Here is a 20,405-nt window from a genome sequence, read left to right on the forward strand (position 1 = left end):
AGATATTATCTAAAGGTAAGAAAATTATCATCTCCTTAAATTCGAAACAGCTATTTTTTTACGTGATTTAATACAACCTAAAACTAAATGTATTTAAAATAGAAAAAGGGTACTGTTAAGCGCCCTTTCCAACTAAAGTGCTAAATATTTGAGCTACTTTATCCAGTTGTTATTTTGCCTATTTGTATCGGGGAAACTGTTACTGGGATCGATTTTTACCTTTGTTACTTCTCCGGGAATTGTTAGCTCAACTTGTGTTGCACCATTTAGCCATTTTTCAACGGAAATGGTTTCAGTTACAGTAGATCCATCACTTTTAGTAATTTCCAGCATTACTGGCATAGCAGCCTGACCGTAGTCTTCAATTAAAATATGGCTTTCCCCATCTTCGAAGCGAACATTTGTTATAGCATGATCAAGCGTCCAGGTTTCATAGTACCAAGCTCTCCAGAACCAGTCCAGATCACGACCTGCAACATCTTCAAAGGTGTTAAACATATCCCAGGGATATGGGTGTTTGTATTTCCATCGGTCAATAAATTTGTGGAGTGCTTCATTAAATGTTTTTTGGCCCAAGATTGCACGTAAACTTACGAGCATTGATGCTGGTTTGGGATAAGAGGCTACGCCATAGGCAAATCCGTTATAATGGTAATCTGACCATCGCATAATGGGACCTTCAATATCCGTATTTGTGATTTGTAGATAGCTGTTTATATCATTGACGTCAAAATCAGGTCCGCCGGGATAGTACGCTTTTTTTGCCTGATTTTCATTAAAGGTAGTTGTTCCTTCATCCATCCAGGCATAGCGGCGTTCATTGGTGCTTACGATCATAGGCACCCACATATGGGCAAGTTCATGGGCTATTACCGCATAAAGGGCTTGTGATGACTGCCCGTTGTAATCTCCAATGATAGTCATCATGGGAAACTCCATGCCACCACCGATGATGCCGCCGCCCTCAACGGAGGTCATGTGCGGCCAGGGATATGTCAGGCCTGTTTGTTCCGAAAGATACGTGATGGCGTGTTGCGTAAACTTAGCGCCATCCGTCCACAGAGGTGCTGAACCTCGATAGATTGCATTGATATTCGTAAAATCTTCTACGCCATCGCCATTACGATCGCCTATACCGGCCCGGGTTGCATCCCATTTAGATTCTTTGGTAACACTAAAAGCAAAGTCGCGAACTTTTTGGGCTTTGAAGTTCCATGTGAGCGTACCATTTTCGGATGACTTCGTTACTGATCCAAAATCATCTTCGGTCACTACATGCATGACAGAATCGCTACTGTGTGCCTTATTGAGACGCTCGTATATATCTTTAGCAAGAACGTCATCGCCATTTGTCAATTGTCCGGTTGATCCCACCATCCATTGATTCGGGACGGTAATATCTACGTTGTAGTCAGCAAAATCATGGTAAAATTCTGCATTACCAGTAAACTGATCTGTCATCCATCCAATAACATCATCATAAACACGCATTTGTGGGTACCAATAGGCAATGTAAAAAAGATTGTCTTCGCTGTACCCCATGCGTCCATCGGCCCCTTGCTGAGGGATTTTGAAATCCCAGGTAACTTGTATTTGGGCAGAATCGCCCGGTGCCAAGTTATTTTCAGGACGGATATATAGTAGCGTTCCATTGACGCCGTACCCAGAAGGATCTCGCTGTGATTGCAGCTGGTTCAGCTTATTGCCATTCAAGCCCACATTATGCAGGTTAATGCCACCTGTAACCTCCTGCTGGCTGTTTCGTTTGGCACCTTTGGCATGCAGATTTTGGGCTAATTCCATATACAAACCGCTAAGGGTATCAGGCGAATTATTATAGTAAGTAATAGTAGCGTTTCCTTTAACAAGGGTATCAGCGGGGAGCAATTCTACATCAATGTCATAATTGGCCCACTGTGTCCAGTAGTCTTCGCCCGGCGTGCCAGACATTGTTCGGGTGTTCATTTCAACAGCATTGAAGAAAGCGTCAGGAATTTCGTTTGTAATAGGATTGACGGCCAACCGGTTTTGGGTAGTTGTGGTTTCCGATGGCGTAGCTTCCTCACCTTCGGGTTGTTTTTCTTGGCTGATTTGTTGGGAACCCGTACATCCTGCAAGTAGCAGCGCACTTATAATGAATATGCAAATAGTGTTTTCAAAAGATAGTGGTTTCAAAATCATGGGAATCAAGGGAGTTAAAATACTGGTGTAAGCGCTTTAAGAATCGGTTGAAAAGTGTTTCTCAACTGAAACCTTCAAATCTTCAAACTCAATAGGTTTGGTAAGATAATCCAAGGGGTTGGTATCCTTGGATCGTTCTACATGGTAGGGGTCTGAATTACCCGTAATATAGATAACCGGAACATCCGAAAACTCTCTAATCTTATTCATGGCTTCAATACCATCAATTTCTCCTTCCAGAGAAATGTCCATGATAATTAAATCGGGATCTATTTTTTTTGCTGTTTCAATTGCGGTTTTACCGTAAACAAGTTCACCCTCTGTTTGGAAGCCAAGTCGTTCTAAATAACTTTCGTACAGTAAATTGAGAATGAGATCGTCTTCAACAATGATGACCTTCTTCTTATCTTTACTCATATAATTTTTAGGATATCATTATTCATAGTATTACACCTAAAATAGTAAAATAGTGTGATAAGACAATTCTCTATTTTAATAAGGTGTTGCCTTTGTAATAAGATATTGTTTAAAAGAGATATCCGGCAATTCTGAGTATATGCTTTCAAAGTCATCTTGATATTAAGGCATTGCACTACCAGACCCACGAACTCGGTTTCTGCTAAAGGTGATCGTAAAGGTCGTTCCGGTCTCCGAATGCAGGTCGAGATCAGCGTCTAATTGTTGCGTAAGTTGTTTTATTAAAGAAAAGCCAAGCGAGTCACTTTCTGAAATTGAAAAATTCTCGGGCAGTCCCCGTCCGTTGTCTTCAATCTTTATGGTTACCTCATCACCAGTTTTAGTAAGTTCTACACTGATTTCTCCCTCTTCGTCAGGGAAAGCGTGATTATAGGCATTGGTAACAACCTCGTTAATAATCAATCCGCAAGGGATAGCCTGGTTGATATTCAAGTTGATTTGTTCGATAGAAAGATCAAATGATATATTCGAATGGGGCTGGCCAAAGATAGTCTCTACCGATTCGATGATATTCGAAATAAATTGCTCAAAAGGCAGATCGTTAAAATCTTGGGCCTCGTACAACATTTCATGTACCGTTGCCATCGATTGTATGCGGAGCTGGGTATTTGACAAGGTTTTCTGGGTGGATGGATTATCTGTGTCAAAAGTCTCTAACTGGAGCAAGCCCGAGATAATTGCCAGGTTATTTTTGACACGGTGATGGATTTCAGAAAGTAACACCTTCTTCTCTTCAAGGGAATTTTCTAACCGATGTTCATACTTTTTGAGAGGGGCAATATTTTGTCCGGTACCAATAATAAATTCCTTGCCGCCGGTTTTAAATGACGAAGCGCTAAAGAGATAAGGAGCAGTGTTGCCGTGCCGGTCAAGTACATCAGCTTCTGTAGTAGCATGACCGTTCGCAAATATTTCAGCAATTCCTTTTTTAACACGGAAGTGATGTTCTTTTTTTACAAAATCGAGTGGATTCATATACGAAATTTCCTGCCCATTATACCCGGTCCTTTTCTGGAGCTCGTCATTCCATCGTATTGCATTTCCATCCTTATCAAACATGAAAAATGCGTTTGGAAGACTATCAATAATTTTGTCACTCAGTGCTTTGGCTTGCTGTAGCCTTTTCTCATTTTCTTTTTGGTCGGTAATATTCTGAACTGCTCCATAAATTTCTTTGGGATTTCCATCATCACCGAACGTTGTTTTGCCTGTGAGGCGTACCCACCGGATTTGGCCACCATCTAAAAGTAGCCGGTGTTCAAATTCTTTAAATTCAGCCCCTTTTACAATATCGCTGTATCGCTGTTGTACCCATTCTAAGTCGTCCGGATGGGTTCGGCTTAATAATAGGTCGGTGGTTGGTTTTATGGAAACATCATCTATCCCATAGATATCAAATACTTTTTCTGACCATTGGAGATAATCTTTGTCCCGATCCCAGCGAAAGCTCCCCACATTGGCCAAATCTTGACCAATATTAAGATTAGTAATAGCCTGACGAAGTTTTTCCTGATTTTTTCGTCGCTCTGTAATATCCCGGATTACTGCCATAAATTGTGGCGGATCTGTATCGCCGATATGGTTTACCTGTATCTCGATGGGGAATTCTGTACCATCTTTGCGAAGCGCCGGTAACTCCACAAGTCGTCCCATAATGGGACCTTCGCCAGTTTTGATGTAATACTGCATCCCTCGTTCGTGTGCTTCTTCATGTCGTTTCGGGACGATAGTTTCCGACAGTTTTTTACCCTGAATTTCTTCTTTTGAAAATTGAAATATTTTTTCCGCAGCAGGATTAAATTCAATGATTTCCTCATCCTTATTTACGGTAATGATGGCATCAGCCGAAGAGTTTAAAATAGCATCTTTTTTGATCTGAGTTTCTTCCAGTTGTTTACGAGTCTTCTCACGAGCGCTGATGTCACGAGCAGTGATATACCATTTGTCACCATGGAGCGAAAGACTAAACTCCAGAGAGGTTGTGTTTCCGGTGGGATGCGTTTTCTTGGCCAGAAAAATTCCTTGCTGCTCAATGTTAGAATCGATGAAGTTTATCATCTTCTCTTTTGAGTTGTATCCTTCAAGTAACTCTTCGAGAGTTAGTTTTTTTCCGATTCCACCATCCATTTTAAAATATTTATTTGCTTCGTTATTCAGTTTGATAACTTCTTTGGAATGGGCGTCGACAATAAGTCTGATGTCAGAAGAGTTGTCGAGGAATTTTGCTGCCTTTTTAAGGTTGGCATTTTGTTTTTTAAGCTGTTGCTTGTTTTTAATTAATGTAAGTCGTGCGACCACCTCATCGGCCAGCTGTATTAAACTTCGTTTTTGAACGTCAGTGAGATTTCGGGGTTTCGTATCCAATATACATAAAGCACCCAGCGAAATGTTATCATCAACGTTTAACGGAGCACCTGCATAAAATCTTATTTTTGGATCTTCATTAACAAAAGGATAGTCTTTTACACGTCGGTCTTTGGTTGTGTCCGGAATAACCAGCAGGCCATTTTCGTTTATCGTGTATTGACAGAATGTTTCTTCTCTCGGTCGATCAGGAAAATCAATCCCGCGTTGTGCCTTTGTGTACTGCATTTCATCATCCAGGATATTAATCAGTGAAATAGGAGCATCACAAATTTCCGAAGCTAAATCGGTTAAACCGCTGAGCTCTTCTCGGATCTCTTTGCTAATAATACCAAACTCTTTTAGTGTTTTTAGCCGATTTGTGTTAGATGTGGAAAGCATACGATCGGTAGATAAATTACAGTACAGATTTCTATCAAAATGCGGTGACAGGGATCGTTATAAAAGCGGTATCTCCCATGCAGTTAATCTAATAAGATGATGTTTTATAAGTTGTAAACTCTGAGTTAAAATTTGGTTTGTGTTTTAAATGTTACAATCACATTGTTACTTATGATTTAGTTAGCTCATATAAACTATTTATAGATATTCTATGTTGGAATGATTCCTAACAGAAGTCTATAATAGGTTCCATTCTTTTTTTCTGAATATGTATTTGCAACTGTAACTTATGTATCGTCGAATTTTAAGTTTTCTAAAATATTTTGGTGCTTTTTTTCTGCTGCTGGTGATTGGAAGTTGCGTATCACAAGAGGAGATATCTGCACCTCCAGTTGAGGAACCAGCATCCTTTTCGCAAAGTGGGGAAAACGAAGTGCCAGACCGTTGGTGGACAGCGTTTGGTAATGATGAGCTGAATACACTGGTTGATACGGCTCTCGCATCAAATTTTGATATTCGAACGGCTTGGCAGCGGCTGCAAGCTGCCGAAGCGGTTGTTAGCCGTGAACGGGGCGGACTTTTTCCATCATTGGATGGTACTGCGGGAGCACAAACAACCCGAAACCAATCCGACTTTGGCAGCAGCAATGATTTTAGTGTTGGATTGAGTTCATCATATGAGATAGATTTGTGGGGACGTATTGGTTCACAGGTTGATGCTGAAGAATACCGGGCCCAGGCATCATTGGCAGATTACCAGACAGCAGCACTGACATTGTCGGGGCAGGTTGTACAAACGTGGGCACGGTTGGCCGAGGCGCAACAGCAATTATCTCTGCTCGACAATCAAATAGCGACAAACCGAAAAGTATTACGATTGCTGAAAAACAGGTTTGGCACTGGCCAGATTAGAAGCGTTGATATATTGCGTCAACAGCAATTACTTGAAGCAACCCAACAACAGAAAGCAGATGCCGAGGCAAATCTAAAAGTATTACAGCACGAACTTTCAGTATTAGTAGGGCGACCTCCTCAGGATACGCTTGACGTACAGCCCAACCAGCTACTGGATTTGGCTCCATTACCCGAAACCGGTGTGCCTGTTGATCTTGTTCAGCGTCGTCCCGATGTACGAAGTGCCTTTAATTTAGTGAAAGCCGCTGACCGTGATTTGGCTTCTGCAATCAGTAATCAGTACCCCCGTTTAACCCTGTCAGTCTCGTTAAACAGTTCCAGTAATACAGCTGGGGGGCTTTTTGAAGAGTGGGTCTCATCCTTTGCGGGGAATCTGCTGGCACCGATTTTTCGGGGTGGAGAACTCAGTGCTGAAGTGGATCGCCTCGAAGCAGTAAAGAAACAGAGATTATACGAATATGGTCAATCAGTGCTTACTGCTTTTCAAGAAGTAGAAGATGCGCTTGTGCGGGAGCAGAAACAACGAGAAAGTATTAATCGAATTGAGGAGCAGGTAAAACTGGCAGAGCAGGCATACAGTCAGTTGCAATTACAGTATCTGAATGGAACCAATAATTACCTGGACGTTCTTACCGCTCTTGATGAAGTGCAGCAGCTTCGAAGGGATTTATTGACTGCAAAGCTTACACTTATAGAATATCGAATAGGATTATACCGGGCATTAGCAGGATCATTAGAAATCGAACGCAAAACAGGTTCGGATCGTTAAATTTGAATATTCCTATATAGGATAGTAGATCTTAGAAAACCAAGAACATGGATTGGAAACAGACACTTCTTGTGAGTTTGGGTATTTTGGCAGGAGCCGTGACCTTGATAGCACTCATTTTCTATACAGAGCCTACAGCGCAACAGGCCGGGGCTACTCGGGCAACACCGATGCTTGTTGATGTAACCGAAGTTCAGTGTGGAAACTATCAGCCTACGATTCAGGTAATGGGTACTGTACGGGCTTCGCAGGATATCAATTTAAGTCCCCGCGTTAGTGGGGAGGTTATTTCGTTGTCCGATTCTTTTGCTCCTGGTGGATATGTTGAAAAGGGGGAACCGCTGGTACAGATTGACTCATCAGATTATAAAAACATCCTTGAACAGCGAAAAAGCGAGCTTCGACAGGCACAGGCCGACTTGGATATTGAGATGGGGCAGCAGGATGTGGCCCGACAAGATTATCAGCTGTTTGCAGATACTCTGACAGAAGAGAATAAGGCACTGGTTTTGCGCGAGCCCCAACTCGAATCGGCCCGTTCGAGTGTGGAATCGGCCCAAGCCGGTGTTGATCAGGCACAATTGGATTTGGACCGAACAACAATCCGGGCACCCTTTAATGCCCAGATTTTGAGTCGCAATGTAAATGTAGGTTCACAGGTATCGGAGGGAGAGGATTTAGGTCGACTGGTCGGGCTCGATACCTACTGGGTAGAAGCAACGGTACCGCTTTCGAAGCTCCGTTGGATGGATATTCCACAAAATAACAGTGAGACCGGATCGGAAGTAAAAGTAAGGAACCGAACCGCGTGGCCGGCCGACACTTATCGAAAGGGGCATTTGTTTAGGCTCATAGGTACGCTCGAAGATCAAACTCGCTTGGCCCGCGTATTAGTTTCGGTGCCCGATCCGCAGGCATATAAGGTTGAGGATCCCAATGTGCCGCGCTTGATGTTAGGATCCTTTGTAGAAGTCCATATCCAAGCCAAAGAGCTTAGCGATGTTATCCGCTTGAATCGTGATTATATTCGTGATGACGAAACGGTGTGGGTGATGGAAAATGACAGCTTGCGTATTCAGGATGTTGAGGTTCAGTTTCGTGATGCGCAGTACGCGTATATCCAAAATGGATTGTTAGGTGGTGATCAGGTTGTAACGACGAATCTTTCAACGGTTAGTGATGGCGCCCCATTGAGATTGGGGGATAAACCAAGTTCAGAAACTGAATCCTCTTCTGCATCAGAATGATTAATGGTATTTTCTAAACAGCAGTATAGATGAGTAAGTCTAATTTAAATACTTCGTCATCAAATGATGGTACCAGCCGTGGATTGATCGCTTATATGGCCGAAAATTCTATTGCGGCGAACTTGTTAATGCTCATTCTTATCGGAGGTGGTATATGGACGGCCTTTAACATTCAAAAAGAAGTATTTCCGGAATACCAGCTGGATATTGTTGAAGTGAGCGTTGTTTACCCGGGAGCTGCACCGGAAGAAGTTGAGCAGGGAATATTACGTCCGGTGGAAGAAGCCATTCGCGGGGTTCAGGGAATCAAAGAAGTGACCTCAACGGCCGATGAGGGATCGGGGAATGTATCCATAGAATTGGTGACTGGCGCCGAGCGGATGAAAGTATTTCAAGATATTGATCAGGCGGTGAACCGTATCCGTACCTTCCCTGATGACATTGAAGAGCCTGAAGTTCAGTTACAGTCGAATCAGCGTGAGGTCATGACCATCGGTTTGTATGGAGATTCCGATATCTGGACACTTCGTAAACTGGCCGAGAATATGCGGGATCGGCTCTTAAGCAAAGAAAATATTACGCAGGTCGAAATTGGCAATGTGCCCGATTACATCACTCATGTAGAGATTCCACGTAATACGCTGCGCGAATATAATTTGACGTTGGCTGATGTAGCCAATGTGATACGTCAGTCCAGTGAAGATATTCCAGCTGGAGCCGTAGAAACCAACTCAGGAGAAATCTTGCTTCGGATGCAAGAGCGAAAACAATGGGCCGAAGAATATGGCAACATTGAAGTAGTAACATCAGATATCGGAACCAATGTAACACTGGGTGATATTGCAGAAATTACCGATGGGTTTGAGGAGATTGGTTTCTATGGGGAATTCAATCAACAGCCAACGGTCGATCTTCAGATCTATCGTATCGGTAATCAGTCACCGCTCGAGATTGCTGAAACTGTTGAAAATGAACTGGAGATCGCCCAATCAGAATTTCCGCCCGGTGTGCAATATCGTATTGACAGTAATAGTGCCGAGGACTATCGCGAACGTCTCTCACTATTGTTGAAAAACGGAGGGCTGGCTATCCTGATTGTACTGTTTATTTTGGCACTATTCCTGGAATATCGTCTTGCTTTTTGGGTGATGATGGGGATGACAATATCATTTGTAGGTGGATTGTTATTCCTCCCATTGTTGGGATTGAGCATTAATATGATTTCCATGTTTGGATTCCTGGTGGTACTGGGAATTGTGGTGGATGATGCCATTGTGGTGGGAGAGAATGTCTATGAATATCGTCAACAGGGCATGAGCTTTTTGGATGCGGCCATCAAAGGAGCGCGGGAGATGGGGAAACCGGTGACTTTTGCAATTCTTACCAATGTTATTGCCTTTTTTCCACTGATGTTTATGCCGGGAACAACGGGTAAGTACTGGTGGCCGCTCCCCGCTGTAGTTATTGTAGTGTTATTGGTATCACTGGTTGAAGCACTATTTATACTGCCCGCCCACCTTGCACACAGTTCTAAAAAAGAGAGTCGGTTTGCCCTTGGTCAAAAAATGCATAAATGGCAGCAATCATTTGCTGAAAAATTTAACCGCTTTGTCGATACCTATTATCGAGGCTTTTTAGATTTATGTTTGAAATATCGGTATATCACGCTTAGCACCGCAGTTGCATTGTTGATTGTCGTGGGTGGATACGGGTATAGCGACCATATGGGAATGATCATGATGCCTGAAGTAGCTGCTGATGAGATTGAATCGGGAGTATCATTGCCGGTGGGAACGACGACTATGCAGGCAGCAAAAGTGGCCAAAGAAATTACTAATTCGACACAGCGGATGTTTGAAGAACATAATTTATATGAAGTGGCCGAAGGGGTCAAGACCAATGTACGGGGACAAAATTTTATCGATGTCGAAATTGTGATGAAGCCGCCCAACCAACGTGATATGTCGTCGCAGGAAGTTATTGAGTTATGGCGCGAGGAGATTGGTGATATCGAAGGGGTGGATCAGATTACGTTTGAGGCTGAACGTGGACCCGGAGGATATTTGCCCGATATCAGTGTAGACTTGAGTCACTCGGATATTTCGGTGCTGGAAAATGCAAGCCAAGCGTTTGTAGAACGCGTTGAACGCTATGAGGCCTCCCGAGATGTAAATGACAACTACAATCGCGGCAAAGCACAATATGATTTTAAATTATTGCCCGAGGGAAGACGCTTAGGACTTACATCAGATGATATAGGGCAACAACTGCGGAATGCGTTTTACGGTTCGCTTGCGATGCGTCAGTTGAGAGGTACGAACGAAATTGAAGTACGTGTCAAGCTCCCCCTTGAGCAGCGGCGCGATATCCATAGCTTAGAAGATTTTGTGATTCAGACGCCTTCCGGGGCCGAAGTGCCATTGATGGATGTCGCTGAATTTGAGAAGGGTGAAGCTTTTACAACTATTAACCGTCGCAATGGACGTCGCGTGGTATCGGTAAGTATGGATGCCGAACCTGCTAATGCGGTATCACGGGTATTGGAATCACTACAGACAGAAACACTTCCCGAGTTACGTGAAGATTTTCCTGGTATCACATGGACGTTTGAAGGGAGTCAGGCCGAAATGCGCGAATCTACCCAAGCGCTGTGGGGTACGTTTGCTTTGGCTTTAATTGTGATTTATGCCTTGCTGGCGGTAGCCTTTGGAAGTTATATGCAGCCTATTATTGTGATGGGGGCTATCCCTTTTGGGATTGTTGGAGCCGTAATTGGACACATCGTGTTGGGATATGACCTCTCGTTAGTAAGTTTGATGGGGGTTATTGCCCTGTCGGGCGTTGTACTTAACGACTCTCTCATTATGATTGATCTGGCTAATCGAAAACGAAAAGAAGATGGGGTATCCGTTTATGATGCAATTCATGAAGCAGGTTTACGGCGTTTTCGTCCCATTACGCTAACTACATTAACGACTTTTGGCGGACTGACCCCAATGATTTTAGAGACTTCACGTCAGGCTGCAAACTTAATACCCATGGCGATATCACTTGGCTTTGGGATTGTATTCGCCACTTCTATTATTCTGGTAATTGTACCTTGTCTGTATTTAATCCTTGAGGATACAATTACTGGATTCAATTCATTTGCTTCTGCAGAGAGATAGGAAGGTGATGAAGTAACAAAGTGTACCTCATACCGTAGCTCCACTGCGGTAGAAACTCTACTTGTTTAATCTATTTAGTTAGCAGAGGATTGTTTTATGCTACCGCCTTGTTAATGATTGCGATAGGGTTTAAAATGCTGGTAAAATCTTTATCAAAATTACATTGTAGAAGTAATACATAATCCCTTATATTTGGAATCTCGAAAAATTGGTACCTTAGCTTAACAGTTAGAAAGGCTATCCGCTGAGGTAATCAATATGTAGATGTTTGCCCGAGTGGCGGAATTGGTAGACGCGTTGGACTTAAAATCCAATTGGTATCTAAATACCAGTGCCGGTTCGAGTCCGGCCTCGGGTACTCAAAACAATAAGTCAGTTTTAAGGTGATTTATTTCATCATGATTTAAATCTGATGAAGTAAACTGCTGAAGTGTTTAGTAACTGACAAATAATCTGTTTATTTGTCGGGTATAGGCATTGGGCCCGTAGCTCAGTTGGTCAGAGCAGTCGACTCATAATCGATTGGTCGCAGGTTCAAGTCCTGCCGGGCCCACATTTTCTCACCTTTTCATGGGATGCCGCTGGAAATTCTTTGATTGTCATGTGACGAATCATGTATGTAATTCATGATTAGTCATCTCGAAAGTTGACACCAGCCCCATTTTTTTTCTCTTCTTACATGTTAATAGGTATTTGGGGCATCCCTATAAAAAGCCCACGTTATGGAACGTGTTATATACTGAAAAAATGATCTGCTACCTTCACCTTTTTATTTCTGTCAAAAGGTGAAATAGAGCCAATCTACGTATCATGATTTAGAGATGTTCAAATAACTTCTTCATAACAGTGCCTTAATACTGCCATAAAGATAAAGTGTAGGTCATCAACTATATTTAGCCACTTATAAATAAAGGGTTGTTATTGCATTTAGCCTCCCAGTTGGTCATTTCTCATGAAAAGAATGCAATGACGCTGTTAATTCGTCACTTCCTGTAACCAGTTTGAAAAATATTTTCGCATAATTAAGGGGTATTTATGAACCTATTAAAGTATATAGTATTAATTGCACTTGTAACTATTATCAGTTGTAATGAGTCTAAACAAGACAAAACACTTGAATTGATTGGGCATCGAGAGGCAACGGGATTAGCACCGGAGAATACTATTCCCGGATTTAAGATAGCACTGGGATACGATGTGGATGCCATTGAGCTTGATGTGGTAATTATCGGTGACAAACAAGTACTTGTCTCTCATGAGCCGTGGTTTCGTCATGATATTTGTCTGACGCCAAAGGGAGATTCTATTTCTGTTGACTCTCAAAAAGAGCACTTGGTTTATGACATGGATTATGAGCAGATTGTCGAATATGATTGTGGTTCTATACAAAGGGAAGGATATCCCGGGCAGGAGAATCAACCGCTGACAAAGCCACTATTGACAGAGGTTATCCGCGAAGTAGAAGACTATATTAAAGAAAACGATCTTGAACGGGTTGGGTACAAGATTGAAATAAAAAGTAAACCAGGTTGGTATGAGGGTAATAATATACAGCCTGTCCCGGAGCAGGCTGCAGAAATGGTGCATAAAGTATTGGTTGAAGAAGGAGTTATTAATCGGGTTAATATTTTTGCGTTCAATCCCCGAGTGCTGAACAGATTTGAAGAAATAAATTCTTCTATCCCAAGAGTTTTCCTGATTCCCGAGTCTAAAAGTAATTTTGATGCAAACTTAGCCGAACTAAATAGTTTGCCTGATGTATATGCGCCGAACTATACCCTTGTCAATTCGACCCTCGTAGAGCAAGTACACGAAAAGGGGATGACACTCATTCCATGGACGGTAAATAGATACGAAGATATGGTTAAGCTTGTAGGTGTTGGCGTGGATGGCATTATTTCAGACTATCCGAACTATTTTGAGAAACTAAGAGCAGAGTAATTACTGAAGGTTTTGTAATTACACTTTCATCCTTTTTAAATCCCAAAAAACAACATTATGTCTGAATCCAAGAATAAAAATATATCACGTCGCGATTTTTTAAAGGCTGGGGCGCTGTCCAGTTTGGCTTTGGGGCCATTATTGCTTGGGGGATGCGATTCTGATGGCGAACAGTCATTTAAAGGACGCGGTAAAGCGAAAAACGTAATTTTTATGGTTTCTGATGGAATGAGTGCCGGAACCTTTAATATGGCTGATCTTATCAAGAGACGGAAATATGGGAACGGTAGTCATTGGGTTGATCTATATAATTCTGATAGGAGATTTCATCGGGGGATAATGGATATGGCCTCCCTGAATTCACCCATTACGGGGTCCGCAGCGGCCGCTTCTTCGTGGGGATGTGGGCATCGCGTTAATAACCTATCTGTAAATATGGGGCCTAATGGCGAAGAGTATACCCCCATTAATCAGATTTTTAAAGATGCTGGTAAAAAGACAGGACTGGTAACTACTACGAGAATTACGCACGCCACTCCTGCGGGGTTTTCTGTAAATATTGATCATCGTAATAAAGAAGATGAGATTGCATTAAGGTATCTGCAGCGCGAATATGATGTAATGTTAGGCGGGGGTGCTCGTCATTTTGAGGCCGCCAGTCGTGATGATGATAAAAATCTAATTTCAAAATTTGCCGACAAAAACTACCAGATAGTCCAAACCAGACAAGAGCTTACCCAGGCTTCGGCGAATAAACGGCTTTTGGGTCTTTTTTATGATAGTCATCTACCCTACAGTATTGATCGTCAGACCATAGACGAACACCAACAGAACATTCCAACTATTGCTGAGATGACCCAGACAGCTTTAAAACATCTCGAAAATCAAGATGGGTTCATATTGCAGGTTGAAGGTGGGCGGGTTGATCACGGAGCTCACGCTAATGATGCTTCAGGCATGCTTTATGATCAAGTTGCGTTTGATGATGCCATAAAAGTGGCACTCGATTTTGTTGATCAACGTGATGATACGCTGCTTATAATTACTACAGATCATGGAAATGCCAATCCTGCCCTTAATGCCGCCGGTGAAGGTTATAATGATTCTGCTCCTTTTTTCGATCGGCTTCAGGAATTCCGTCATTCTAATACTTGGATACTTTCTGAACTCGACAGCCATAGTACTGTTTCAGAGATTCGGGAAAGAGTAGAGTATGCCACTCGGCTTGGCATCGGTAAGGATGAAGCACAAGCGTTAAGAAAAGCTCTAAATGGTAATCTGGATACTATTTACGACATAAAAAGCAATCCTTCGAGCGTATTGGGATCAATTTTAGCAAATTACACCAGCGTTAGTTTTACAAGTGGTGGTCATACCAGTGACTTTGTAGAACTTGCAGCTCTGGGTCCGGGCATTGAAAACTTAGATTACTTTACACGTAATACCGAGCTTTTTGATCTAATGGTAAATGTGGCTGGATTGAATGAAAATATGGTTCTGGCCAGTCAATAGACTCAGATCGAGCACGGGATATCTGGGAAGGTTGGACCAAAGATTCCTATCTGTACAATGGTTTCCCCATCAAACCAAGATTAGCTGTATTGATAACGACACACAAGCTTGAGTAGGTAATAGTTTCATAACAGTAAGTTTCAAGTATAGTCAAAGCTGAAAACTATTATCTACAACCAATAAAACGGAAGGCAAAAAGTCTTAGTCAAAATAAAAAAAGCTAATCTTTTAGGAATGATGAAGCGGAATACAATGAATAAAATATGCGCAAGATTTAGAAAACCAGCTATAGGGTTAATTGTAATGTTAATTGGATTTACCTCTCAGATATATGGACAAGAGGTTAGCGGGATAGTAACTGATGAAACGGATTCGCTACTTCCTGGAGTCAATATCATGGTAAAAGGAACAGGTGTTGGTACATCAAGTGATACAGAAGGGGTATACAGTTTAGCGGTTCCAAGTATGCAAGATACTCTGGTATTCTCATTTATTGGCTATAAGACCCAGGAAGTACCAATTGATGGGAGGTCAGAAATCGATGTGCAAATGCAATTAGAAACCGTGACCGGAGAAGAAGTTGTGGTTGTTGGGTATGGCACCCAACGGAAGGAAAATATTGTTGGAGCCGTTGGTGAAGCTGAGGTTAAAGATATTTCAACTCGTCCATCTGCAGACATAGCAAGTTCTCTGCAGGGTGCTGTACCTGGTTTAAATGTTAGATCATCATCCGGTGGTGATCCATCTGAGACTCCAGAGATTAATATTCGTGGCTTTAACTCGATTAACGGCGGAGATCCTCTTGTTTTGGTTGACGGAATAAAGGAAGACCTTGCGAATGTTAATCCCAATGATATTGAAAGTGTAACTGTCTTAAAAGATGCACAGGCAGCAGCTATTTACGGGGCCCGGGGTTCCTTTGGGGTAGTATTGGTAACTACGAAGACAGGTAGAAAAGGGGAGTTTGAAGTTGAATATTCCAATAATGTAGGTTTTACAACAAATACTGCTCGTACCGATTTTGTGACTGATCCCTACACATATGCTCAATGGGCAGATGGGGCCATTGGTTCTTATCACAGTGGTTGTTATGTCTGCTATGAGGGAGAGGATTGGGAGATTGCCAGACAAGTAGGAAACGGTGAGAGAGAACCTTTCTATGAGGAACAGCCCGATGGAACCTACAAATTCTATGAAAATAATGATTATTACGACATCCTGTTTAAGGACAAGCGCTCTCATGTTATGCATAATATTTCCGTCTCTGGTGGTTCCGACAAATTGCAGGGTGTTATTTCGGGGAGGATATATGAAAGGGAGAAAATTCAGAATATTCAGGATGCAGAGATGAAGCGATATAATCTTAAGCTTAACTTAGTTGCTACTCCCTATGATTGGTTGGAACTATCTGCTGTTAGTAAGTTCAGCAGTAGGTTTGATGAGCAGTATGCAGGGACCAAAAACGGTTGGGGTGGAGCATTCGGAGTGAGTAAATGGCGTGACCTTTTCCCCAATTATCCGGCTTTTGTTGATGGAGAGGGGGTAAGTGTTGGGCGGACCAGAAATGGTTATGTGGGACGTTTGGGAGCCTTAAAAGAAGGGGCGGCTCATCGTCAATGGCAGTACGAAAACCAGACGAATACGTTGAAAGCTATAGTAAATCCGATTGAAGAGTTAGAGCTTAATATGGACTATAGTTATAACATTGAAAGAACAGATCGAACATTTTCGTACACCCCATTTTCCTATCTGTCAGGTAATGAACTTGAGTTAGTGGAAGATGCTGGTCTTAATCGTCATAATGAATATCGTTGGAAGGATTATTATAAAGCGTTGAATATTTATGGAACGTATACCGAAGATGTAGCAGACAAGCATAATGTTAAGTTGATGCTTGGGTTTAATCAGGAGGTATTTGATCGCGATAGAGTAGGAGCCAGAATTGAGGAGTTACTTACAAAAAATAAGGCTAATATCTCATTTGGAACCGAAATGTTGGATATGTCAGGTTCTACGTTAGAATGGGCTCTTCAAGGCTATTTTGGGCGTTTTAATTATAATTATGACGATAAATATTTATTGGAAGTTAATGCCCGTTATGATGGATCATCTCGTTTTCCTAAGGATAATCGATGGGGCTTCTTTCCATCAGTGGGAGTAGGTTGGCAAGTAGATAATGAAGCCTTTTGGACTTCTTCTTTAGAAGAGGTGGTTTCATCAATGAAGTTGAGAGCTTCATATGGGAAGCTGGGAAATCAAAATGTGGGTGTAAATACCTTTAGACAGCTTATAGGGATGGGCAAAAAATCATGGTTAGTTAATGGGCAAGAAGTTAATTATGCCAGTGCTCCAGAACCCCTTCCGGCAAATATTGGCTGGGAAAACATCACGTCAACAAACATTGGTGTTGATATAGGATTTTTTGAAGACAAATTAACAACCTCCCTGGATTTGTATGAACGTAATACGAGTGATATGTATTTGCCCGGTCAGCCACTGCCCGCTGTATTTGGCGCTTCAGAGCCTCGTAGAAACTATGCATCTATGCGAAATAGAGGTTTTGAATTAACCGTTGGTTATAATGATCAATTTGATGTAATGGGGGACGCTCTTTCTTTCAATATCCAAGCCAATGTTTCAAATAATAAGGGGGTAATCACTAAATTTGATAACCCCAATGGCTTGTTAAGTACATTCTTTGAAGGGCAAGAGCTTGGTGAGATTTGGGGATATCGTATTGATGGTCAATTCCAGTCCGATGAAGAAGCAGCAGCATTTCAAAATAAATATGGCACAGAAAATTTGGTTGAGGTTTACCGTGGAATTCTTGACTACGGCTCAAATTCAGATTGGAATTACCTGAGAGGAGGAGATCTAAAATATGTAGATGTGGATGGAGACGGTGAAATTAATAATGGGAATAATACTTTGGAAGATCCCGGAGATTTGGAGCGAATTGGAAACGCCATGCCACAATTTCCCTTTGGGTTTAACATCAGTGCGGGCTGGAAAAATATTGATCTCTCTGTTATTGGGCAGGGAGTTGCAAAACAACACTGGTACCCATCAGGGCCATTGTACTGGGCTACATTCCACAGACCATATGTCTCTTTTATCAGAAAAGATATTTTAGACAAAGTCTGGGATCCCGAACATCCTAATGATCCGGATAGAATTTATCCTCAAAGGCAAAGAGCGTATAACGCGCTAAGTTCAGGTCGGATGTCAGCGAATGTTAATGATCATTATTTAACCAACATCGGGTATCTGAGGATAAAGAATCTAACTGTTGGTTATACCCTTCCATCAACACTTACAGAAAAAGTAGATCTTAAAAAGGTAAGAATCTTCTTTAGTGGTGAAAATCTATTTACCTGGAGATTTGGGGGATTAACTGAATACCTGGATCCGGAAGAAGTAGGGGCTCATGTAAGTTATTCAAATCCAAATGGTGTTAGTGCAAAGCCTGCCAGAGATACCCAACTATATCCTATGGGTAAGACGTATTCGGCAGGAGTCGAAATTAGTCTCTAATACATACTCATCAGTTTCGGAATAGATACACCGACGAACGTTATAAATAATTTTAAAAAATAGATATAACTATGAATAGGCTCATACAAATATTAACAATAGTCATGTTGTTTTTAGTAACAACAAGTTGCCAAGACATACTTAACCAGCCCCCTGATGATGCTATAACATCAGAAGAGTTTTTCAACACCAGTAATGATTTAAGGGTTTACACAAATGATTTATATGATGTATTGCCCAGGAAATCGGTCTATATGGACGACGCCAGTTCCGATAATATTTTGGGAGTAAGTGCCTCGGCCAGAGTTGAAGGATCGCGTACTGTACCAACAAATAGAGGTAGCGGAGGTTGGTCTTGGGAAAACCTCCGAAAGATAAACTATTTCCTCGAAAATTATGATAGGGTAGACAATGCGGATGCAAAAGCCAAATATTCTGGGATAGCCAGATTTTTTCGAGCTTATTTTTATTTCGAGAAAGTGAAACGGTTTGGAGATGTACCCTGGTATAGCGAGGTGATAAATGCTGATGATGAAAAGTTGTTGAACAAATCACGGGATCCAAGGGCATTGGTAATGGATTCTGTTCTTGCTGATATAAATTATGCTGTTGAGAACATTCCAGCTGAAAAACAACTAAATCAGATTACAAAATATACGGCCCTCATTTTAAAAGCTCGTATTAGTTTGTTTGAAGGGACGTTTAGAAAATATCATGATTTAGGTGATCATGAAAGATTTTTAGAAGAGGCCGCTTCAGCCGCTAAAGAATTAATAGATTCCGGGGCTTATACCCTGTATACCAATGGAGGTGCAGACCAGGCATATCTGGATCTGTTTGCAAGAAATAGCCAAGATATGACAGAGACCATTTTGGCTGTGGATTACGAGTTTGGAAAGAGAACACATGATTTGGCTTACAGGATGACAGCACCAACCCAGGGTAGATGGGGGCTGGCAAAAGATCTTGTTAATAGTTACCTCATGGCTGATGGAACCCCATTTACTGATCAAAATGGATATGAAACGATGGGTTTTTATGAGGAGATGCAGAATCGAGATCCACGGTTGACCCAAACCACAGCAGGACCTGATTATGAAACATACGGGTCAAATGAACGCGAACCTGTAAATTTAGATATAACGAGAACAGGATACCGGGTAATTAAAGCGTTGCCTCCTAAAGGACCACAATGGGGTTCGGGTGGATCTTATAACGACGTTATCCTTTTCCGTTATGCCGAAGCATTACTGATATATGCCGAAGCCAAAGCAGAGCTGGGAACACTCACCCAGGGAGATCTGGATATGTCTATTAATAAATTACGAGATCGCGTTGGTATGCCACACTTAAATATGGCAGATGCCAATGCTAATCCCGATCCTTATCAAGAAGCTCTGTATAAAAATGTTGAGCAGGGAGCAAATAAAGGAGTCATTCTGGAGATCCGCCGTGAACGAAGAGTTGAGATGGTGAATGAAGGCCTCCGGTGGGACGATTTGATGCGATGGAAAGAAGGAAACATCGTTGAGGATCCAATAAGAGGTATATACTTCTCAGGCCTGGGAGCTCATGATTTTAACAATGATGGTAATGCTGATGTATATGTGCATGATGGAGACGCTTCCGGCGCACCTGAGGAGGTAACGACGACAATAAATATCAACGAACGTCCTCTGACAAATGGTACAGCTGGAAACTTACATTTGTTTGATGGAGGGTCATTTGAGGAACCGAAAGATTACTATTACCCCATACCAATCGAAGATTTAGAATTGAACGATAATTTAGAGCAGAACCAAGGTTGGTAAAAAACGATTGAATCCCATGCCATAATGTTTTTATAAACTATGGCATGGGCTCTTTTTTCATACTTATTAACTATTAACTCAGAAAAAGATCACTTTAAATGGGAAA

The 20,405-nt window shown here is 41.9% G+C and carries 10 protein-coding genes and 2 tRNA genes; 9 read left to right on the top strand and 3 right to left on the bottom strand.

What is annotated here, in order from left to right:
* Positions 1–153: 153 nt before the first annotated feature.
* The 3 genes from AAFH98_RS07445 to AAFH98_RS07455 all read right to left on the bottom strand — a co-directional run bounded on the left by AAFH98_RS07445 (position 154) and on the right by AAFH98_RS07455 (position 5,403).
* A complete protein-coding gene (locus AAFH98_RS07445) occupies positions 154–2,181 on the bottom strand; it encodes a M1 family metallopeptidase (protein WP_342522069.1) in 2,028 nt (675 codons plus the stop codon).
* Between the two features lie 36 nt (positions 2,182–2,217).
* Positions 2,218–2,598 carry a response regulator gene (locus AAFH98_RS07450; RefSeq protein ID WP_342522070.1) on the bottom strand — a complete coding sequence of 127 codons (381 nt, stop codon included), beginning with the start codon at positions 2,596–2,598 and terminating at the stop codon, positions 2,218–2,220.
* A gap of 162 nt (positions 2,599–2,760) precedes the next feature.
* Entirely contained in the window at positions 2,761–5,403 is a 2,643-nt protein-coding gene (locus AAFH98_RS07455) for a PAS domain S-box protein (RefSeq protein ID WP_342522071.1), read from the bottom strand.
* Positions 5,404–5,692: 289 nt separating this feature from the next.
* On the opposite strand from AAFH98_RS07455, the gene AAFH98_RS07460 reads away from it, so the two are divergent.
* The 9 genes from AAFH98_RS07460 (at position 5,693) to AAFH98_RS07500 (ending at position 20,299) form a co-directional block, all read left to right on the top strand.
* Complete coding sequence (locus AAFH98_RS07460) at positions 5,693–7,087, top strand: efflux transporter outer membrane subunit (RefSeq protein ID WP_342522072.1); 1,395 nt, start codon at positions 5,693–5,695, stop codon at positions 7,085–7,087.
* A 47-nt stretch (positions 7,088–7,134) separates the two neighbouring features.
* Positions 7,135–8,334: an efflux RND transporter periplasmic adaptor subunit gene (locus AAFH98_RS07465; RefSeq protein ID WP_342522073.1), complete on the top strand. Its 1,200-nt coding sequence runs from the start codon at positions 7,135–7,137 to the stop codon at positions 8,332–8,334.
* Between the two features lie 29 nt (positions 8,335–8,363).
* On the top strand, positions 8,364–11,501 hold the full coding sequence (locus AAFH98_RS07470) for an efflux RND transporter permease subunit (protein ID WP_342522074.1): 3,138 nt from the start codon (positions 8,364–8,366) through the stop codon (positions 11,499–11,501).
* Positions 11,502–11,771: 270 nt separating this feature from the next.
* Positions 11,772–11,859 (top strand) — tRNA-Leu (locus AAFH98_RS07475).
* Positions 11,860–11,980: 121 nt separating this feature from the next.
* Positions 11,981–12,054, top strand: a tRNA-Ile gene (locus tag AAFH98_RS07480).
* A gap of 482 nt (positions 12,055–12,536) precedes the next feature.
* On the top strand, positions 12,537–13,442 hold the full coding sequence (locus tag AAFH98_RS07485; protein WP_342522075.1) for a glycerophosphodiester phosphodiesterase family protein: 906 nt from the start codon (positions 12,537–12,539) through the stop codon (positions 13,440–13,442).
* A gap of 57 nt (positions 13,443–13,499) precedes the next feature.
* The gene (locus AAFH98_RS07490) at positions 13,500–14,954 is read left to right on the top strand and encodes an alkaline phosphatase (protein ID WP_342522076.1); all 1,455 of its coding nucleotides are present in this window, start codon (positions 13,500–13,502) and stop codon (positions 14,952–14,954) included.
* A 252-nt stretch (positions 14,955–15,206) separates the two neighbouring features.
* On the top strand, positions 15,207–18,488 hold the full coding sequence (locus tag AAFH98_RS07495) for a SusC/RagA family TonB-linked outer membrane protein (RefSeq protein WP_342522077.1): 3,282 nt from the start codon (positions 15,207–15,209) through the stop codon (positions 18,486–18,488).
* A 71-nt stretch (positions 18,489–18,559) separates the two neighbouring features.
* A complete protein-coding gene (locus AAFH98_RS07500) occupies positions 18,560–20,299 on the top strand; it encodes a RagB/SusD family nutrient uptake outer membrane protein (protein WP_342522078.1) in 1,740 nt (579 codons plus the stop codon).
* The last annotated feature ends 106 nt before the right edge of the window (positions 20,300–20,405 follow it).

It is taken from the genome of Fodinibius sp. Rm-B-1B1-1 (genome assembly GCF_038594945.1).
GTDB lineage: Bacteria > Bacteroidota > Rhodothermia > Balneolales > Balneolaceae > Fodinibius > Fodinibius alkaliphilus.

What these genes read in the sequence shown, in the direction of transcription:
- AAFH98_RS07445 (WP_342522069.1), bottom strand. Translation starts at nt 2,181, where the DNA reads ATGATTTTGAAACCACTATCTTTTGAAAACACTATTTGCATATTCATT.
- AAFH98_RS07450 (WP_342522070.1), bottom strand. Translation starts at nt 2,598, where the DNA reads ATGAGTAAAGATAAGAAGAAGGTCATCATTGTTGAAGACGATCTCATT.
- AAFH98_RS07455 (WP_342522071.1), bottom strand. Translation starts at nt 5,403, where the DNA reads ATGCTTTCCACATCTAACACAAATCGGCTAAAAACACTAAAAGAGTTT.
- AAFH98_RS07460 (WP_342522072.1), top strand. Translation starts at nt 5,693, where the DNA reads ATGTATCGTCGAATTTTAAGTTTTCTAAAATATTTTGGTGCTTTTTTT.
- AAFH98_RS07465 (WP_342522073.1), top strand. Translation starts at nt 7,135, where the DNA reads ATGGATTGGAAACAGACACTTCTTGTGAGTTTGGGTATTTTGGCAGGA.
- AAFH98_RS07470 (WP_342522074.1), top strand. Translation starts at nt 8,364, where the DNA reads ATGAGTAAGTCTAATTTAAATACTTCGTCATCAAATGATGGTACCAGC.
- AAFH98_RS07485 (WP_342522075.1), top strand. Translation starts at nt 12,537, where the DNA reads ATGAACCTATTAAAGTATATAGTATTAATTGCACTTGTAACTATTATC.
- AAFH98_RS07490 (WP_342522076.1), top strand. Translation starts at nt 13,500, where the DNA reads ATGTCTGAATCCAAGAATAAAAATATATCACGTCGCGATTTTTTAAAG.
- AAFH98_RS07495 (WP_342522077.1), top strand. Translation starts at nt 15,207, where the DNA reads ATGAATAAAATATGCGCAAGATTTAGAAAACCAGCTATAGGGTTAATT.
- AAFH98_RS07500 (WP_342522078.1), top strand. Translation starts at nt 18,560, where the DNA reads ATGAATAGGCTCATACAAATATTAACAATAGTCATGTTGTTTTTAGTA.